We start from the raw sequence: 16,212 nt of genomic DNA, 5'->3' as shown, positions 1-16,212 counted from the left end.
ACCGACCGCCAAAGCTTCCTGAAGATCCTCCAACGCCCGGACATTCCGCTCCACACCAATGGCTCGGAGAACGATATCCGCAGCGTGGTGACCCGGCGCAAGATCAGCGGCGGAACCCACAGCAACCAGGGCCGTGCCGCCCGCGACACCATGCTCAGCATGATGAAGACCTGCAACAAGCTCGGTGTCAGCTTCTGGGATTATCTCGGCGACCGCCTCGGCATCCCTGGCAGCAAGATCCTACCGCTTCCCGTTCTCCTCGCCGCGCGCTGAACCCCAACAGCAGATCGACGCGCCCAAACGCCGCCGCTTTTGCCCCGGTTACGACATTTCGAACTAACGCCTTGTAAATAATCGCAAACCTTGGGCAGAGTGCCCAAATTTGTTGCATTCCGTGTCGCTTTTCCTATCAAGTGCTTCGCTTTTGCGATTTAGTTTCCCCTCACGTAAGCCTATATCAACGCCAGCCAACGAGCTGCCCCACTCCATCAAGCGAAGGCGACCCGTCTGAGCAACCGAATGGAGATTGATCGTGAAGCTCTTTGCCCGCCTTTTCGCTCGCCGTGAAATGAACCTGACGACCGCGCTCGAGCGCCAGCGCCTTGCCAACACTATGCCGGGCCAGACCGGCGCAGTGGCCGCCGCGCGTCTCGGCTTCGTCGCCTGATCTGACAAGCTCGCAAGCGGCGCTCCCTGTGGCCGCTTCGTAGTTGATCAAAGCGCCGCTTCGGTCTTGCCGAGGCGGCGCTTTTGTCGTGCACCAACCACATGCGGCATGTTTTGCTCAATCCGGCAGCATGTTGGGTCCGTCACCGTATAACGATTGCCCATTTGCGACCCGTGTCGCAAATAAAGTCTTTCCGTTGCCATCTAGCCAATTGACAGGAAAGGTTTTTCCTGATGTCGCTATGCTGATCGCGACATCCTGTTCGCGCCATTGCAGCGTGAGGGTCTCCCTGTGAACGTCGTAAATCATCCGATCAGGCGATCGTTTGTATTCTTCCTGGTCCCCGATTTCACCATGATCGCTTTTGCAACGGCGCTCGATCCGTTGCGCTCGGCCAACCGGATGCTCGGCTACGAGGCCTACCGTTGGCGGCTCGCCAGCATCGACGGCAAGCCGGTGCGCGCCTCGAACGGCGTCGAATGCGCCGTCAACACCTCGCTGGAGGACGAACGCAAGAAGATGTCCGGCCCCGAACGGCCGAACATGGCGGTCGTCTGCAGCGGCATCAACGTCGAGCGCTACCAGAACAAATCGGCCTTCGCCTGGCTGCGCGAGGAATACAATCGCGGCGTCGCCGTCGGCGGCCTGTGCACTGGCGCACATATACTGGCCGCCGCCGGCCTATTGTCCAACAAGCGCTGCGCCATTCACTGGGAGAACCTGCCGGGCTTTTCCGAGGCGTTCCCGAAGGCCAATGTCTTCGCCGACCTCTTCGAGATCGACCAGAACATCTACACCTGCGCCGGCGGCACCGCGGCGCTCGACATGATGCTGAAGCTGATCGGCGACGACTTCGACGAGAGCCTCGTCAACCGAGTGTGCGAGCAGGTGCTGACCGACCGCGTGCGCAGCCCGACCGATCGCCAGCGCCTGCCGCTGCGCGCGCGCCTTGGCGTGCAGAACTCGAAGGTGCTGACCATCATCGAATTGATGGAAGCAAACCTTTCCGAGCCGCTGTCGCTGATCGAGATCGCCGATCACGTCGACCTGTCGCGCCGCCAGATCGAGCGCCTGTTCCGCACCGAGATGGGCCGATCCCCTGCCCGCTACTATCTGGAAATCCGGCTCGACCGGGCCCGGCACCTGCTGATCCAGTCGTCACTGCCGGTGGTCGAGGTAGCGGTCGCCTGCGGCTTCGTCTCCGCCTCGCATTTTTCCAAATGCTACCGCGAACTCTATGCGCGCTCGCCGCAGCAGGAGCGCGTCGACCGCAAGCAGTTGCTGGTCGCGTAAAGGCGGCACCTCGGATGCATAGCCTCTGGCGCGGAGTACCCGAAATCTAGAGCATCGGACCCAAAAGTGGGTACCGGTTTTGGGAAATCCAATGCTCAAACAAGAAGATAGAGCGGCGGTACGCTTCGATTGGAAAGTCCGCCGCTCTAGCGGCTGTCGTACATCCAGCTCCGGTCGCGCCACATTTTCTCACCGACCTGGCAGTCGGTGGCCGGCTTGTCTTGTGCCAGCACCACCGGCGGATGCGCCGCTTCGTCCGCCGCCCATTGCGGCGAGGCAGGCCCGGCAAGCTCGAGCACCAGCTTGCGCCGGATCGCTTCGGGAAACTGTGTCCACTCATTGACCGGGATCATGAACGCGCCGGGCCCACCGATGACGCAGTCGGTGTAGTAGCGGTCGAGATAATTGACGTCGTAGACACTGGTGAAGCCGCTTCGGGTCATCAGCGGCAGGCCATTGATGGTAATGCCTTGCTTGACCAGCCTGTCACGGGTGATGTCGACAGGAGCACCTTGATTGTTGGGGCCATCGCCTGAAATGTCGATGACGCGCTTCACGCCCTGGAATCCGCTTTCGGCGAAAAGATCGCTGCCGAATCCCAAGGCACCGGAAATCGAGGTGCGCCGGGCGCTATTGGGCGCATGGGCGGAGAGCCGTTCGACCACCCGCTCGGCGTCGGCACGATTGGCGATCACCGTCCACGGCACGATGACACGCTGCCAGGTCGTGCCGGCCCATTCGACGTAAGTGACGGCGATCTTGCCATAGGCCCCGTCGGCGATGGCCTGCAGCACCGTGTCGTGCGTCAGTGCCGCCACATAGCCTTGACGCTGGATTTCGAGTTCGGCCGGCGACATCGAGAGCGAAACGTCGACCGCCAGCACCAGTTCGATATCGACCGGCTCGGCAGCCAGGGATTCCGGCGCCGGCACGAGCATCGGCACCAGCACGGCGGCGCCTGGGAGGAGATGTCTTGCGCGGGCAAAAGCAGACATGCCGCAAGCTAAGCGAGAATTGTTGTTCCACAAAGCGAAAAGCCCGGCGCCGGACCAGGCCGTTGCGTCACATTTTTGCGAGTCCGCCCCTTACCCTCCGTTGTGGGAGGATCGGCAAGCAATCAACGTTCAGCTGCGCGGATTGAGGTTCTCCGGGTCGTAGAGCGGCCTGTAGCCGACAGCGGCCACTTCGACCGGGTACGTCTCGCCGAAATACTCGACAGTCAGCCTTCGGCCCTCCTGGCAATACGCCCAAGGCAAGTAGGCCAGCGCGATGTTCTTGCCGATGGTCGGGCCGTAGGCGACCGAGGTCGTGAAGGACCGACGGCCGAGTTCGTCGACCAGCGTTTCGCCCGTTCCCGGATCCATCACCGGCATCGTGCCGACCGGATAGCGGGAAACGCCCCTCGAATCGACATTGTTGGTCATCACGAGCGTGCAGAGCATGGCCGGCTGATGCGCGCGGGCGCGATATTCCACATGCTTTGCCTTGCCGCTGAAATCAGCCTCCTTGACCTTCGGTCGGGCAAGGTCGGCCTCCAGCAGATTGTACTCGGTCAGGAGATCGGCGTTCTGCAGGCGCAGGCTCTTCTCCATGCGGCGGCTGTTGGCATAGGTCTCGACGCCAAAAGCCATAACGCCGGTCGAACGCAACGCGTCCCAGACGACCAGGCCGTCTTCGTATCGCATATGCAGTTCCCAGCCCTGCTCGCCGACATAGGAGATGCGGAAAGCGGTCACGTCCTTTCCGGCTATCCTGACAGGCTTGATCGCAGCGAACGGAAAATTCTCTGGCGTCAGCCCGTCCGGGTTCTCAACGACCTTCTGCAAGGTCGCTCGCGCGTTCGGACCCCAGATGCCGATGGTCACGTATTTTTCGGTTACATCCGTGACAGTGGCATCGAACCCTTTATCTTGTGCCGTCCTGCGCATGTATTGGAAGTCGCGCGGGCCGGCATCGGCGCCGTCGATGACGCGGCAGCGGTCGGCCATGCGGATCACGGTCAGGTCGGCGCGCACCATGCCCTCGTCGTCGAGGAAGTGGGTATAAATGCCTTTGCCGATGTTGGTATCGCCGCCGATCTTGGCCGCGCACAGCCATTCCATCAGCGCGACATGATCCGGGCCTTCCACCTCGTACATCGCGAAATGTGACAGGTTCACGATGCCGCAATCCTCGCTCATGGCGAGATGCTCGGCATTGGAGACGCGCCAGAAATGGCGGTTGTCCCACTCGTTTTCGCGCACAGGCACCCGGTTGCCGTATTTCTCGAGCAGGTGCTCGTTGGCGGCATAGCCATGCGCGCGCTCCCAGCCGCCCAGTTCCATGAAATAACCGCCGAGTTCCTTCTCGCGCTCCCAGAACGGCGAGCGGCGCACATTGCGGCCTTTTGAGAAGGGCTCGCGCGGATGGACCGCCGGATTGTAGACCTTCATCGCCGTTTCGGTGCAGCGGTCCCAGATGAACTGCTCTTGCGTCTGGTGCGGATAGAAGCGCGAGTAGTCGATGGCGTGGTGGTCGATCGACGTGCGGCCGTCCGTCATCCAGTCGGCGATGAGCTTGCCCATGCCAGGACCATCCTTGACCCAGATCGCGACGGCATACCAGAGGCCCCGCACCTTCTGGCTCTCGCCCATCGAGGGGCCGCCGTCTGCCGTCACCTGCAGAAGCCCGTTGAAGGAATGGCTCTCATTGTAGCCCAGTTCGCCCAGGATCGGCGTCAGTTCCATGGCGCGCTCGAGCGGCGCCAGGATCTGTTCCATGTCGAGGTCGCGCTGCGACGGCGAAAGACGGGCCTGGTTCTTCTCCAGAAGGTCGCGCGGATGGCAAAGGCGCGGATTGGTCTCTTCGTAATAGCCCCACTCGATCTGCCCGCCTTCGGCGGTCTTGGGATCGCCAGTGTCGCGCATGTAGGCCGAATTGCCCTGGTCACGCAGCAGCGGCCAGCCGATCTCCTTGCCGGTGCCGGCGAACTCGGTATACGGCCCGAAGAAGGTGAGCGGGTGGTCGATCGGCATAACCGGCAGGTCCTCGCCCACCATTTCCGCGATCAACCGGCCCCAGATACCCGCGCAAACAATCACGTAGTCGGCTTCGATGGTGCCGCGGTCGGTCACCACGCCCTTGATGCGTCCGTTCTCGACGATAAGCGACTTGGCCGGCGTATTCGCAAAGGCCCTGAGCTTGCCGGCGGCTTCTGCCTGGTCGACCAGCGTGCCGGCGACCGTCTGCGAGCGCGGGATGACGAGACCGGCATCGGGATCCCACAACCCGCCCTGCACCATCTGCTCTTCGATCAGCGGGAACTTCTGCTTGATCTCGGCAGGATCGATCAGGCGCGCACGCGTGCCGAAGGCCTTTGCCGAGGCGATCTTGCGCTTGATCTCCTCCATGCGATCGTCGTCGCCGACGCGGGCGATTTCGAGGCCGCCGATGCGCGCATAATGGCCCATCTTCTCATAGAAATCGATGGAGTAGAGCGTCGTCCAGCAGGACAGGAAATCATGGCTGGTCGTGTAGCAGAAGTCAGAGGCGTGCGCTGTCGAGCCAATATCGGTCGGGATGCCTGATTTGTCGATGCCGACGATATCGTCCCATCCGCGCTCGATCAGGTGATGGGCGACCGACGCGCCGACAATGCCGCCCAGCCCGACGATGACGACCTTCGCCTTTTCCGGAAACCCTGCCATGCCCGCGACTCCAAAAGTGCTGTTGCGGGCGCCGGCGCCCGCTTGACCGGCGCACAATATGCAGGCGACGGCCATCGCGCTACCGCCTGTTTGCGACACGCTGCAGGTGCGCCGCGACCCCGGCGCACGACCCTGAAAAATCGGAACCGATTTTCGCTGGGGATCATCCGCGGAGAAAAGTTCTACAGCGTCCTTGCACGCAAAATGACGCGTGCCAGTTGGGACGGAGCTTATGGTTTATCGCCTGGAACGACGTGCAACGCTGCGGCGCGACGCCCTTTAATGCTCGCTGACGCCCACAGCGCCATGAATGGGCCAGCGAGCAGCAGGAACGGCGGGATCAGATTGGGAAAGTAGATGCGGGTGTCGTGGATCGGGAAGACGGTGAACTTCACCAGCGCGCCGAGCACCAACGCCGCAAACAGGATGCCGGCGCGGCGCTCGAGCTTGAAGCCGGCGCGGCTTGAGGCAAACCACCCCGCCAGCGCCAGCACCGAGACGCCGACCCAGCTGTTCAGACTGACGGCGCGGGCCATGGAGACGGCAAAGGCCCGGAGATAGGCGACAGCCGAGAACGGCGGATCGAAGCCGTCCATATTGTAGTGCTGCTCGATGCTGGAAAACCACAGATGCGGCCACCAGCCGGGATGCTGCGCCCAATGAGAAATGGCGAAATAGGCGGCCAGGGAGGCGGCAAAGCCGGCCAGCGCGCCCCACGCCTTCTGCCGGAAGGCGACCAGCAACACGGCGAAGACGGCAAGGAAGACAATGTTGTCGGGCCGCGCCATGAAGGCGAGGAAGAGCAGGATCGCCGTCGCCACTTCGCGACCGCGCACATAGGCAAAGAGCCCGCCGAGGAACAGGGCCGAGCATAGCAGATCCGGTGCCGCAGCCCGCGCCGCGTCGCCGAAATCGGCCATGATCAGCACCGCGCCGACGACCGGCGCCAGCGCCAGAGCGCCTTCCGACCGCAGCCAAAGCAGCGCGATCGCCCCGAACAACAGCACAGATAAAACAGAGACCGCGCGCATCGCCTCGACCGGCGACATCACGGAACTCATCGTCGAAAGGATCTCGGCGTAGAGGAACTTGATCCGGTACATGCCGAGCAGCGAATGGAAGTCGGCGGCATTCCCCGCCATATGGCTGCGGAAGCCGCCGCCATCGTCCGTCAGCGTCTTGTACTCATCAGCCGACACACCGGCCTTGACGGTGCCATAGGCATAGTCGTGCAGCGCCTGCACATCGGGATACGCGCCCTCCTCGGCGACCGCGAGATAGGGCAGCATGTCCCAATTGGCGTCGGGCATGAACCATGCCATCACGGCGGTCAAAAGGATGTAGAGCGCAAAGGCCGCCGCCCCGATCGGCGCGGCAAGACGCACATAGGTGCCCTCGCCCCATGCCAGGCCGGCCCCGGTGAGCCGGTCGAGCGGGTTCGTCGGAGCAGGAGGCCTGGTCAGCATGGTTTTCGCTTGGCGGACTTTGGCTCGGCGGATCTGGGATTCATCGGACCTGGCTTTTGACGAAATCCTTCACGATCGACACGATGCCGCGCGACAGCAGGCTGTCGAGCGCCTCGACGAAACGGTTGACATGTTCGCGCTGGCAGATCAGCGGCGGTTCGAGACGAATGACATTGCGGTTGTATTCGGTGAAGGCGACGAGCACGTCGTAGTCGCGCAGCAGCAAGGCACCGACGAAGCCCGACAGCGACCCCTTCAGCTTCTCGTCGAGCACGCTGACCACGGGCCGCAGCACCATCGGCAGGGTCTGCGAAAAGTCGTGGAATTCCAGCCCGACCATAAGACCCTTGCCGCGCACGTCCTTGATGATCTTGGGATATTTCTCCTTAAGCGCCTGCAGGCGTTGCAGCAGGTAGTCACCGGTGACAGTGGCGTTGTCGATCAGCCCCTCGTCGTAAAGCACGTTGAGCGCCTCGATCGAGGTGACGCAGGCTTCGCCCATGCCCCCGAACGTGGCCATGGCGTGGATCATCGCCGTCTTCGGCGTGCCATAGGCCTTCATGTAGATCGAGCGCCGGGCGATCATCGCGCCGACAGCCGCCTTGCCGCCGCCGAGTGACTTTGCCAGCGCCGTCACGTCAGGAATGACGCCGTAATGCTCGAAGGCATAGAAGCGGCCGGAGCGGCCATAGCCGCACTGCACTTCGTCGGCCACCCACAGCACGCCATACTGGTCGCAGAGCGCGCGCAGCTTCTGCCAGTATTCGACCGACGCCTGGATGATGCCGCCGCCACCCTGGATGGTTTCGAGCACGATGACGCCGATCTCCGGGTCGGAGCGGAACGCGCGCTCGACCGCTTCGATGTCGGCGAACGGGATGCGCACGACATTATCGGCCACCTTGAAGTCGGCGCGGTAGAGCGAGCCGTCGGTGATGGCCAGCACACCCTTGGTCTTGCCGTGGAAGGAATTCTCGGCATAGACGACCTTCGGCCGCTTCGGACCGGCGGCGCGCTCGGCAAGCTTCACCGCCGCCTCCATCGCTTCCGAGCCGGACGAGCCCAGAAACACCATGTCGAGGTCGCCGGGCGAGCATTTGGCGAGATTGTGCGCCAGCGCCGCCGCATATTGCGACATGAAGGCGATGGCGATCTCCTGCCGCTTCTCCTCCTGGAACTTTTTGCGCGCTTCGAGAAGGCGCGGATGATTGTGCCCGAAGGCCAGCGACCCAAAGCCGCCGAAGAAATCCAGGATCTTGCGGCCGCTCTGGTCGATGTAGAACATGCCTTCGGCACGTTCGATCTTGATCTTGTGGAAGCCGAGCAGCTTCATGAAATGCAGCTGACCGGGGTTGAGATGCGCCTTGAACAGGTCGGTCATGCGCGCCACGTCCATCGCCTTGGCCTGCTCGACGCTGATCAGATCGGGCTTGGCGGTGGTGGCGGGCGAAAGCGCCGGCGCGCTGACCGTGGCACGCGCAGTCGTGTGGTCTGGCTTCGTCATGACGGTCATCTCAAGAAATCTCCTATTGACCCTTTACTCGGCGGGCCTGTTATTCCGCGGGCACATGTTTTGCGGCGACGGCATGGCCGTCTTTCCCGGTGCGGTATTCGCTGTAGGCGGCGATCAGCATGTCCTCGTCGCGATGTTGCGGCACCCAGCCGAGCTGGCGTTCGGCCTTGGATACGTCGAGCACGCAGTCCTCATCGGCGATCAGATACTGCTCCGGATCCATGATCGGCATGTTCAAGAGGTCGAGCAGGTCGAGCGTGCGCTTGACCGCCCAGCCCGGTGTCGGGATCAGGATCGATTTCGAACCGGCATGCCTGATCAGGTCGCCGAGCAATTTCCGAACCGGCGGCGGGTTGAGCGAACCGAGATTATAGGCCTCATCAGGCACACCGGCCTTCCAGGCGGCGCGCGCGGCCTCGGCGCAGTCGAACACCGAGATGAACTGGTAGGGGTTCCTGCCCGAGCCGATCATCGGCACCGGGAGGTTCCAGTCGATCAGCTTGAACAGTTTTTCGAGGATACCGAGGCGGCCGGGGCCGATGATGAGGCGCGGCCGAAACAGCGAGATCGACATGCCGCGCTTGCGCCATTCGGCGGCAAGTTCCTCGGTCTTCTGCTTCGACCAGCCATATTCGCCGAGCGGCGAGACCGGATGCTCCTCGGTCATCGGTTGTGTGATCGTATGGCCGTAGATCATGTCGGTCGTATAGTGAACGAGCCTTGGTGCGCCGGCTCTGTCCATCGCCTGTATGATGTGCTCGGTGCCGTGGAAATTCACCGGGAAGAAGAAATCGTGGCGCTTTGCGCGCACCTGGATCGGCGACAGCATTTTCGCCGACAGATTGTAGACCATGTCGTCGGCCTTCAGCCCGACCGAAGCGACCGAGGCCGGATCGGTGACGTCGCAGCTGACATGGCGGACCGAGCGGTAATGCGGCAAGTCGCTCCTGGCGATATCGGCGACAACCACCTCCTCGCCGTCGGCCAGAAGTTTCGGTGCAAGGTGGCGGCCGACGAAACCGTCGCCGCCGAAAATCACATGTCTCATCGAACGATCCCGCTGGTGTGAATCTTTTCGGGGGAAAGGCCAGCCGTCTGGTCCTCATGTCCCCGGCCGCCCAAATCCCGGCTGCCCAAGTCCCGGCCACTTTGAGCGATCAGCACCGTACCGACGCAGATGAAGGCGATGCCGGCGACGCGCCAGGCATTGAGGTCTTCGCGGAAGATGATATAGGCGAAGATCGCAACGGCGACATAGGCGAGGCTGAGGAACGGATAGGCAAAGCTGAGCTCGACCTTGGACAGCACGTAGAGGTGCGACGCCATCGAGATGACGAAGGTGGACAGGCCGAGGAAAATCCACGGGCTGAAGACGATCTGCAACAGCTTCAGCAACGGATTGGTGCCCTCGAAGGAAATCGGGGCAAGCGACATCATACCCTGCTTCAGCATGAGCTGCGCGGCGGCATTGGTCATGACCGTGAACAGAATGAAGACGATGTACTTCATGTTTTCCCACCAAACCCTTCAGACGTCCTATTACAAACCTGCAAACATTTCGTGAAGCAGCAAGAATGTTTTGAGTAAAGCTGTACCTTATCGGTTCGTTAACCACGAACCATTCGAATTTCATCTATTCCGCGGCTTCGACGGTTCCGCGCCGCACCTCGAGCTTTTTCGCCGTTCGCGCCCAGAAGCTCGACATGAAGGCTGGGTCGCGGATGGCCTCGAGGCGCTGCCATTCCGGAAAGGACGCGGCGAAAATATCGGCACCCATGCGGGTGTCCTTGTAGGGATTGACCGCGCCACCGGCCCCGACCGTGATGTGGTCGAGTTCCTTCAACAGCGCCAGCGTCGCCCGGCCGCGGTTGGGGAAATCCAGCGTCAGCGTGAAACCCGGCCGCGGGAACGACAGCAGTGCCGGTGAACGGATCGAGTCGAAGCGCTTCAGGACCGTCAGGAACGATCCCTGCCCGGCCCGCTTGGCCGCCGCAAGCAAGGCCGGCACCGCCAGGCGCGCCACGTCTTCCGGCACCACGCTCTGGTGCTGGAAAAGCCCGTTCGGTCCGTAGAGCCGGTTCCAGTTGCCGACGCCGTCGAGCGGAAAGAAAAAGCCCTGATAGCCGACCTGGCGCGGTGTCGTAGACCAGCCTTTTTTCCACCTGTAGGCAGCGTTGAAGGCAGTGAGGAACGGCCGATTGAGTACGTTGAACGGCGGCTGGAACGGCACCGAAAGATTTCCGCCGGCACGCAAGGCCGCAGGCGAACCATGCTCGGCGTGATTGCCGGTGAACAGCAGCCCACGCCCACGGCTGTGGCCGCCGGCAAGCTGGTCGATCCAGGCGACGGCATATTCGTTGGCCTGGTCGGCCGCTTCGGCAAGCTCGAAGAATTCGCCGAGGTCGCGGAACGGCGCCGCCTTCTCGACGATGTCGAGCGATGGCACCCGCATCAGCCGGATCGATGCGGACAGGATCAGTCCGGTCAGCCCCATGCCGCCGATCGTCGCCGCAAACAGGCGTGCATTGTCGGCGGCCGAGCAGTGATGGGTCCGTCCATCCGATCTGAGCAGCGTGAAGGATTCGACATGGCAGCCGAAGGTGCCGCGCCGGTGATGGTTCTTGCCGTGAACGTCATTGGCGATAGCGCCGCCGAGCGTGACGAACTGCGTACCCGGAACGACCGCCGGAAAGAAACCGTGTGGCGCAGCATGGGCGATGATGTCGGACAGAAGCACGCCGGCCTCGGCCTCGATCACGCCGGTCTCAGCATTGAAGGCGCGGATGCGGTTCAGCGGCCGCATGTCGACGACCATGCCGGCCTCGTTCTGGCACGAATCGCCGTAGGAGCGGCCGTTGCCGTAGGCAAGCAAGGCATTTCTTGTCGCCTTGCCGCTCTTCAGCAATGCGACAGCGTCATTCGCCGGGATCACATCGTGTGCCGGCGGCGTGGCAAGACCGAAGCTCTGGAACCGTTCTTCCGCCATGCCTACCAGCCTCCGGCGACCAGAAACACGACGCCGATGAGCACGACGATCTGGCTGCGCCAGTCGCGGATGATGAAGACGACCGGATCGTCATGCATCTCGTCGCGGCGGGCGAGTATCCAGACGCGCATGGTCAGGTAAAGCACGATCGGGGCCAGCGGCCAGACCAGCCAAGGGTGCGGATAGAGTTCGCGCACCGCAACGCTGTCCATATAGAGCGCCAGCACCAATGCCGAGGAAAAGGCCGAGGCCATGCCCGCCTGGGCGACGATCTCCTGGTCTTCGGTGCGGTAGCCGCGGCCGGCGATACGCTCGCCCGCCGGAATGGCGGTCGTACGCAACTCGACAAAACGCTTCACCAGCGCCAGCGACAGGAAAAAGAAGATCGAGAAGGCCAGCAGCCAGAACGAAACGTCGACGCCGGTCGCCGCGGCGCCCGCCAGAACGCGGATCGTGTAGAGACCGGCCAGCGTCAGCACGTCGATCAAGAGCATGCGCTTGAACGACAGCGAATAGGCGGTGGTGATGATCACGTAGCCGAAGAGCACGCCGAGGAATTCGATCGGCAGCAGAAGCCCTGCGCCAACACCTGCTGCAAGCAGCACCACCATCGAACCGAGGCCGAACGGGATCGACAGCGCGCCGCTGGCGAATGGCCGGTTGCGCTTGGTCAGATGTTTGCGGTCGAGCGCGAGATCGAAGAAATCGTTGAGGATGTAGATGGCCGAAGCCACCGCGCTGAACGAGACGAATGCCAACAGGCATTTCCAGATCATGTCGACGTTGAAGTATTCGTGCGACAGCACCATCGGCACGGCGATGAGCGAATTCTTCAGCCATTGATGAACACGCAGCATCTTGACGATGGTTCTGAATGTCGGCTTCGGCGCCGGCATCATTTCGGCACTGTGCGCGGCCTGCCAGCGCGCGGCAGCGCGGTCGGGCGCGACGACGATTGCCGTGCGCGCGGCGTCGAATACCCTAAGGTCGTGCCGGCTGTTTCCGGCATAGTCGAAGCCGCCATCGCCATAAGCGGCGACAAGCGACGCGCACTTGCTGGCTGAGGTCATGTTGTGGGGGCCATCGGTCGCCAGGACGCGATCGAATATCCCCAGATGCGCGGCGATCGCCTCGGCGAATTTGCGCGGCGTGCCGGTCGCCAACACGATCTGGCGGCCCTCGCCATGTTCGGTGCGAAGGCGCTGAAGCAGCACCTCGCGGTAAGGCATCGATGCGGGATCGATGTCGATGCGTTGCGCGACGGCCTGCTTCAACCGCGCCGGTCCGCCCACGAGCCAGTACGGCACGAGGAAAATATAGAGCGGATTCTTCTTGAGAAGGATGAACAGCCCTTCCCACAACAGGTCCGTCGCGATCAGCGTGCCGTCGAGGTCGACCGCAAGCGGGATTGCGTTCCTGTCCGACCGCGCATCCATTTTCTTTGCCCTGCTTAAACCCGCCGCGCCGTGCTTCGGCGTCTTCGGCCCGATATAGCGGGGAACAGCGCAGCGAACGTTAAAACGCCAAGCCTGGCATGGTCAGCGTGACGGTATTTCCTCCTTCATCGTTAAGGTTCGATGACCCGAAACGATAAAAGGCCGGGCATTGCCCGGCCTCGAAAAACAACGCGTCAACGTTGCTTGATGCGGGTTACTTGATGCGGGCGACGCCATCCGAGATTTCGATCGTCTCCGAACCGGTCAGCGCCTCGAGGTCGCCATTCGGCATGGTAACGAAACACCCGTTTGGGCAGAATTCCGCGGTTTCGCCGGCGGCCAGCGCCAGCTCCGTCTTGCCACCGCCTTCGGTCACGACCAGCGTGCGGGTCTCGGCGTCCTTGTTGACCGCGCTGGCGGCGAAGGCCGAACCGCCCACGGCAAGAAGAGCGATGGCGGCGACGAGAGACTTCCACATGTGCAGTATCGGTGTTTCCACCGCCTCTGTTGCATTCGCAAGGCATTCTCGCCCTTTGCATGCAAGCTTATATGGGATGCAAGCTGAACGGCAACTGAATGCCGCATTCATGCCATTATTATTCGGATCAGGCCGGGTCCGGCCTGCGGGTTTTGCGCCGGCCTATCATGGGTTGAGGCACGGCGGCCTTTGCTCTGGCGTGCTCCCGCTCGGCAAATTCGGCTTCGACTTGATCGTCGTCCGTCGGCCATTTCGCCAGCGGGGCAGTTGATCTCATATGAATGTCCCGTTGCGGGAACGGGATTTCGATGCCTTCTGCCTTGAATGCATCGAGGATGGCGAAGCGGATGTCGTTTTGAACAAGGATGCCATTGCTGACATCGGCAAGAAAAACTCTGACTTCAAAATTCAGCGATGAGTCCGCGAATGCCGCGAACAGGACGAAAGGCTCCGGATTCTTGAGCACCAGCGGATGGTTGCGGGCGATATCAAGAAGGATCTCGTGAACGCGCCTGGCGTCCGAGCCATAAGCGACACCAATCTGAATTTCGATGCGCCCCAGCTTGTTGCGATGCGTCCAGTTTCCCACCGGTCCGTTGATCAGATCGGAGTTGGGCAGAATCACCGACTGCCGCTGGAAGGTCTCGATCTCGGTGGCGCGCACACTGATCTTCTTGACCGTGCCAGACACTTGGCCGGCAATGATCCAGTCGCCGACTTTGAACGGCCGTTCGGCCAGCAGGATCAGGCCCGAGACGAAATTGGAGACGACATTCTGCAGACCAAAGCCGATGCCGAGGGACAGGGCGCCGGCGACGAGCGCCAGATTGGAGAGGTCGATGCCCGCCGCCGAGACCCCGACGAGTGCTGCGAGCGCGACGCCGATATAGCCGACCACCAGCCGGATCGAGTTGCGCACGCCGGGGTCGACCTTGCCGCGCGCCATCACCGAGCCGTCGAGCCAGCCCTGGAACCAGCGTGTCAGGAAATAGCCGATGATGAAGACAACGATGCCGGTCAGGATGCCGGTCACCGAGATCGTCACCGAGCCGATGGTGAGGCCCGTAGCCAGCTTGTAGCCCCAAGCCTCGATGTCGCCGGGCTGAAAGCCCCACATCAACAGGATCAACGGCAGGAACACCAGCACGATCATCAGGTTGATGGCGACGCTGACGACAAGGCCGAGCTGGTCGAGTGCGGACTCCTCATAACTGGAATGGGCCGATAGCCAGCGCCCGATCGAGGTTTTGGCAAAGCTGCCTTCCTCGCTGACCGCTCGCGCCGACAGGAAGCCGATATACGCAGTGACCAGAACGGTGCCGGTGACCACGACCTGCCGCGAAACAAAGATGGCGAGGCCGATATAACCGAGCAGCGCCACCGCAATGGTGGAAAGGCCGAGCGCGACGGCGGTGTAGCGCAGCCAGGCCGGCCAGGGACGCCAGGTTCCGTCGGCGGCCCTGAACGGCTTCAGCAGCCCCATCAGGATCAGGATGACGCCAACGATGATTGTGGCGACAAAACTTCGGGCGATGGTCACCGACAGCGGCGATCCCACCGTGTCGTTGACGACCGACAGGAAATAGTTGATGCCGATGACCACCGCCATCGCGGTCGTCAGCCGCACCAGCCAGCGCGCCGGACCGGTTTCGACGGGAATGAGACGCCAGTTGGGCAGCCGTGGCTCCAGCGCCGCATTGGTCATCCGGTTGACGCAGAACACCACCGCGACAACCGCGGCCAGCGCATTCAGGAAAACGCCAATGTCACCGCGCAACACATTGTAATAATTGAAAAAGAAAACGGTCGAAACCAGGAAGACACCGACCGCCAACGTCGGCAGCAATGTCGACCAGAACGCCACCGATAGCCGGCTGAGATAGGACGGATCCTCGACGGAAGGATCCGCTTCGAACACACGCCCGAACAGGCGCCGCCCACCGACAAAAAGCACGGCCGCCAGTGAAAGTGCCGTCAAGGTCGCGGCCAACACGGCCTGGAACTTGAACTTGAAGGCGAAGGTCAGCCACGACGACACCGCTTTGTAGAGGCCTGCATATTCGTCGTTGGCATCGGAAATGACCTCAGGGCTCAGTGCATCGGACAGCACGTAGCGCTTGGTGAGCAGGTTGCGAAACAGCTCGCTGCGCATATTGGCGATCTTGTCAATGAGGCCGCTGATACCGATCGACAGATTTTGCGCCGCGGCGATGACCGCATTGATCTCGGCCTTTTCGGACGCCAGCGCCTGGCGTTCGCTGGTCACGATGTCGGGCTCGGGCGGCTGGCCCTCGGCCGGCGGCGCCCCGAGCTGCTCGAGCCTTGCGTTGATCTCCGTAAGGCGCGGGCGGAAGGCAAGCGCGCTATTCAGCGCACCTCGCGACATTTCCTCGAGCTGCAGGCGGATATCGACGAGGCTGGCGTCGTCTTCGCCGTCCTCTTGGATTTTCTTTTCGAAATTGTCGGACTTTGCCGTCAGGTCCTGCAGGATCTTCTGTTGGTCGGCGATCAGCCCGGAGGGAGCTTGGTCAAGCCGCTGCGCCACCGCACCAAGCGACAGTTGCGCCGAGGCAACGATCGCCAGGACCAGAACGAAGCGGAGCAGTCGGAAAAGCATGATTGTCTGGCGACTCACGGACGGCAAGGTGTTCTAAAGCTCGTCCTTGATAAAGACGCTCATACCACGG

Annotated in this window: 13 protein-coding genes; 3 read left to right on the top strand and 10 right to left on the bottom strand. The window is 62.2% G+C overall.

Going from position 1 to position 16,212, the window contains the following annotated elements; genetic code table 11:
• The 3 genes from IQ26_RS31900 to IQ26_RS31890 all read left to right on the top strand — a co-directional run.
• A partial coding sequence (locus tag IQ26_RS31900; protein WP_145722359.1) for an IS66 family transposase occupies positions 1 to 273 on the top strand: 273 nt, incomplete at its 5' end.
• Between the two features lie 259 nt (positions 274 to 532).
• The gene (locus tag IQ26_RS41145; protein ID WP_123152082.1) at positions 533 to 667 is read left to right on the top strand and encodes a hypothetical protein; all 135 of its coding nucleotides are present in this window, start codon (positions 533 to 535) and stop codon (positions 665 to 667) included.
• 291 nt (positions 668 to 958) lie between these two features.
• A complete protein-coding gene (locus IQ26_RS31890; RefSeq protein WP_145722358.1) occupies positions 959 to 1,960 on the top strand; it encodes a GlxA family transcriptional regulator in 1,002 nt (333 codons plus the stop codon).
• A gap of 146 nt (positions 1,961 to 2,106) precedes the next feature.
• On the opposite strand, the gene IQ26_RS31885 is transcribed toward IQ26_RS31890, so the two are convergent.
• The 10 genes from IQ26_RS31885 to IQ26_RS31840 all read right to left on the bottom strand — a co-directional run bounded on the left by IQ26_RS31885 (position 2,107) and on the right by IQ26_RS31840 (position 16,142).
• Positions 2,107 to 2,955, bottom strand: coding sequence for a DUF1194 domain-containing protein (locus IQ26_RS31885; RefSeq protein ID WP_145722357.1), 849 nt, complete (start codon positions 2,953 to 2,955; stop codon positions 2,107 to 2,109).
• Positions 2,956 to 3,084: 129 nt separating this feature from the next.
• A complete protein-coding gene (locus IQ26_RS31880) occupies positions 3,085 to 5,646 on the bottom strand; it encodes a GcvT family protein (RefSeq protein ID WP_145722356.1) in 2,562 nt (853 codons plus the stop codon).
• A gap of 230 nt (positions 5,647 to 5,876) precedes the next feature.
• Positions 5,877 to 7,112, bottom strand: a complete 1,236-nt coding sequence (locus IQ26_RS31875) for a hypothetical protein (RefSeq protein WP_145722355.1) — start codon at positions 7,110 to 7,112, stop codon at positions 5,877 to 5,879.
• A gap of 40 nt (positions 7,113 to 7,152) precedes the next feature.
• On the bottom strand, positions 7,153 to 8,625 hold the full coding sequence (locus IQ26_RS31870; RefSeq protein WP_145722354.1) for an aspartate aminotransferase family protein: 1,473 nt from the start codon (positions 8,623 to 8,625) through the stop codon (positions 7,153 to 7,155).
• Between the two features lie 40 nt (positions 8,626 to 8,665).
• The gene (locus IQ26_RS31865) at positions 8,666 to 9,673 is read right to left on the bottom strand and encodes an NAD-dependent epimerase/dehydratase family protein (protein ID WP_145722353.1); all 1,008 of its coding nucleotides are present in this window, start codon (positions 9,671 to 9,673) and stop codon (positions 8,666 to 8,668) included.
• A complete protein-coding gene (locus IQ26_RS31860; RefSeq protein WP_145722352.1) occupies positions 9,670 to 10,134 on the bottom strand; it encodes an EamA family transporter in 465 nt (154 codons plus the stop codon). The genes IQ26_RS31865 and IQ26_RS31860 overlap by 4 nt, the downstream gene beginning before the upstream one ends.
• Positions 10,135 to 10,258: 124 nt before the next feature.
• Positions 10,259 to 11,611 (bottom strand): FAD-binding oxidoreductase, encoded by a 1,353-nt coding sequence (locus tag IQ26_RS31855; RefSeq protein WP_145722351.1) that lies wholly within the window; start codon positions 11,609 to 11,611, stop codon positions 10,259 to 10,261.
• 2 nt (positions 11,612 to 11,613) lie between these two features.
• Positions 11,614 to 13,047 (bottom strand): UbiA family prenyltransferase, encoded by a 1,434-nt coding sequence (locus tag IQ26_RS31850; RefSeq protein ID WP_145722350.1) that lies wholly within the window; start codon positions 13,045 to 13,047, stop codon positions 11,614 to 11,616.
• A gap of 214 nt (positions 13,048 to 13,261) precedes the next feature.
• Entirely contained in the window at positions 13,262 to 13,525 is a 264-nt protein-coding gene (locus IQ26_RS31845; RefSeq protein WP_145722349.1) for a hypothetical protein, read from the bottom strand.
• A gap of 127 nt (positions 13,526 to 13,652) precedes the next feature.
• Complete coding sequence (locus IQ26_RS31840) at positions 13,653 to 16,142, bottom strand: mechanosensitive ion channel family protein (RefSeq protein WP_145722348.1); 2,490 nt, start codon at positions 16,140 to 16,142, stop codon at positions 13,653 to 13,655.
• Positions 16,143 to 16,212 lie beyond the last annotated feature (70 nt).

The organism is Mesorhizobium tianshanense, assembly GCF_007830515.1.
Taxonomy (GTDB): Bacteria; Pseudomonadota; Alphaproteobacteria; order Rhizobiales; family Rhizobiaceae; genus Mesorhizobium; species Mesorhizobium tianshanense.
This window is presented reverse-complemented; position numbering and strand designations above follow the sequence as displayed.

Coding starts and splice junctions, on each gene's coding strand:
- IQ26_RS31850 (WP_145722350.1), bottom strand. CDS start 13,047: ATGGATGCGCGGTCGGACAGGAACGCAATCCCGCTTGCGGTCGACCTC.
- IQ26_RS31855 (WP_145722351.1), bottom strand. CDS start 11,611: ATGGCGGAAGAACGGTTCCAGAGCTTCGGTCTTGCCACGCCGCCGGCA.
- IQ26_RS31845 (WP_145722349.1), bottom strand. CDS start 13,525: ATGTGGAAGTCTCTCGTCGCCGCCATCGCTCTTCTTGCCGTGGGCGGT.
- IQ26_RS31870 (WP_145722354.1), bottom strand. CDS start 8,625: ATGACCGTCATGACGAAGCCAGACCACACGACTGCGCGTGCCACGGTC.
- IQ26_RS31840 (WP_145722348.1), bottom strand. CDS start 16,142: ATGCTTTTCCGACTGCTCCGCTTCGTTCTGGTCCTGGCGATCGTTGCC.
- IQ26_RS31885 (WP_145722357.1), bottom strand. CDS start 2,955: ATGTCTGCTTTTGCCCGCGCAAGACATCTCCTCCCAGGCGCCGCCGTG.
- IQ26_RS31875 (WP_145722355.1), bottom strand. CDS start 7,112: ATGCTGACCAGGCCTCCTGCTCCGACGAACCCGCTCGACCGGCTCACC.
- IQ26_RS31865 (WP_145722353.1), bottom strand. CDS start 9,673: ATGAGACATGTGATTTTCGGCGGCGACGGTTTCGTCGGCCGCCACCTT.
- IQ26_RS31880 (WP_145722356.1), bottom strand. CDS start 5,646: ATGGCAGGGTTTCCGGAAAAGGCGAAGGTCGTCATCGTCGGGCTGGGC.
- IQ26_RS31860 (WP_145722352.1), bottom strand. CDS start 10,134: ATGAAGTACATCGTCTTCATTCTGTTCACGGTCATGACCAATGCCGCC.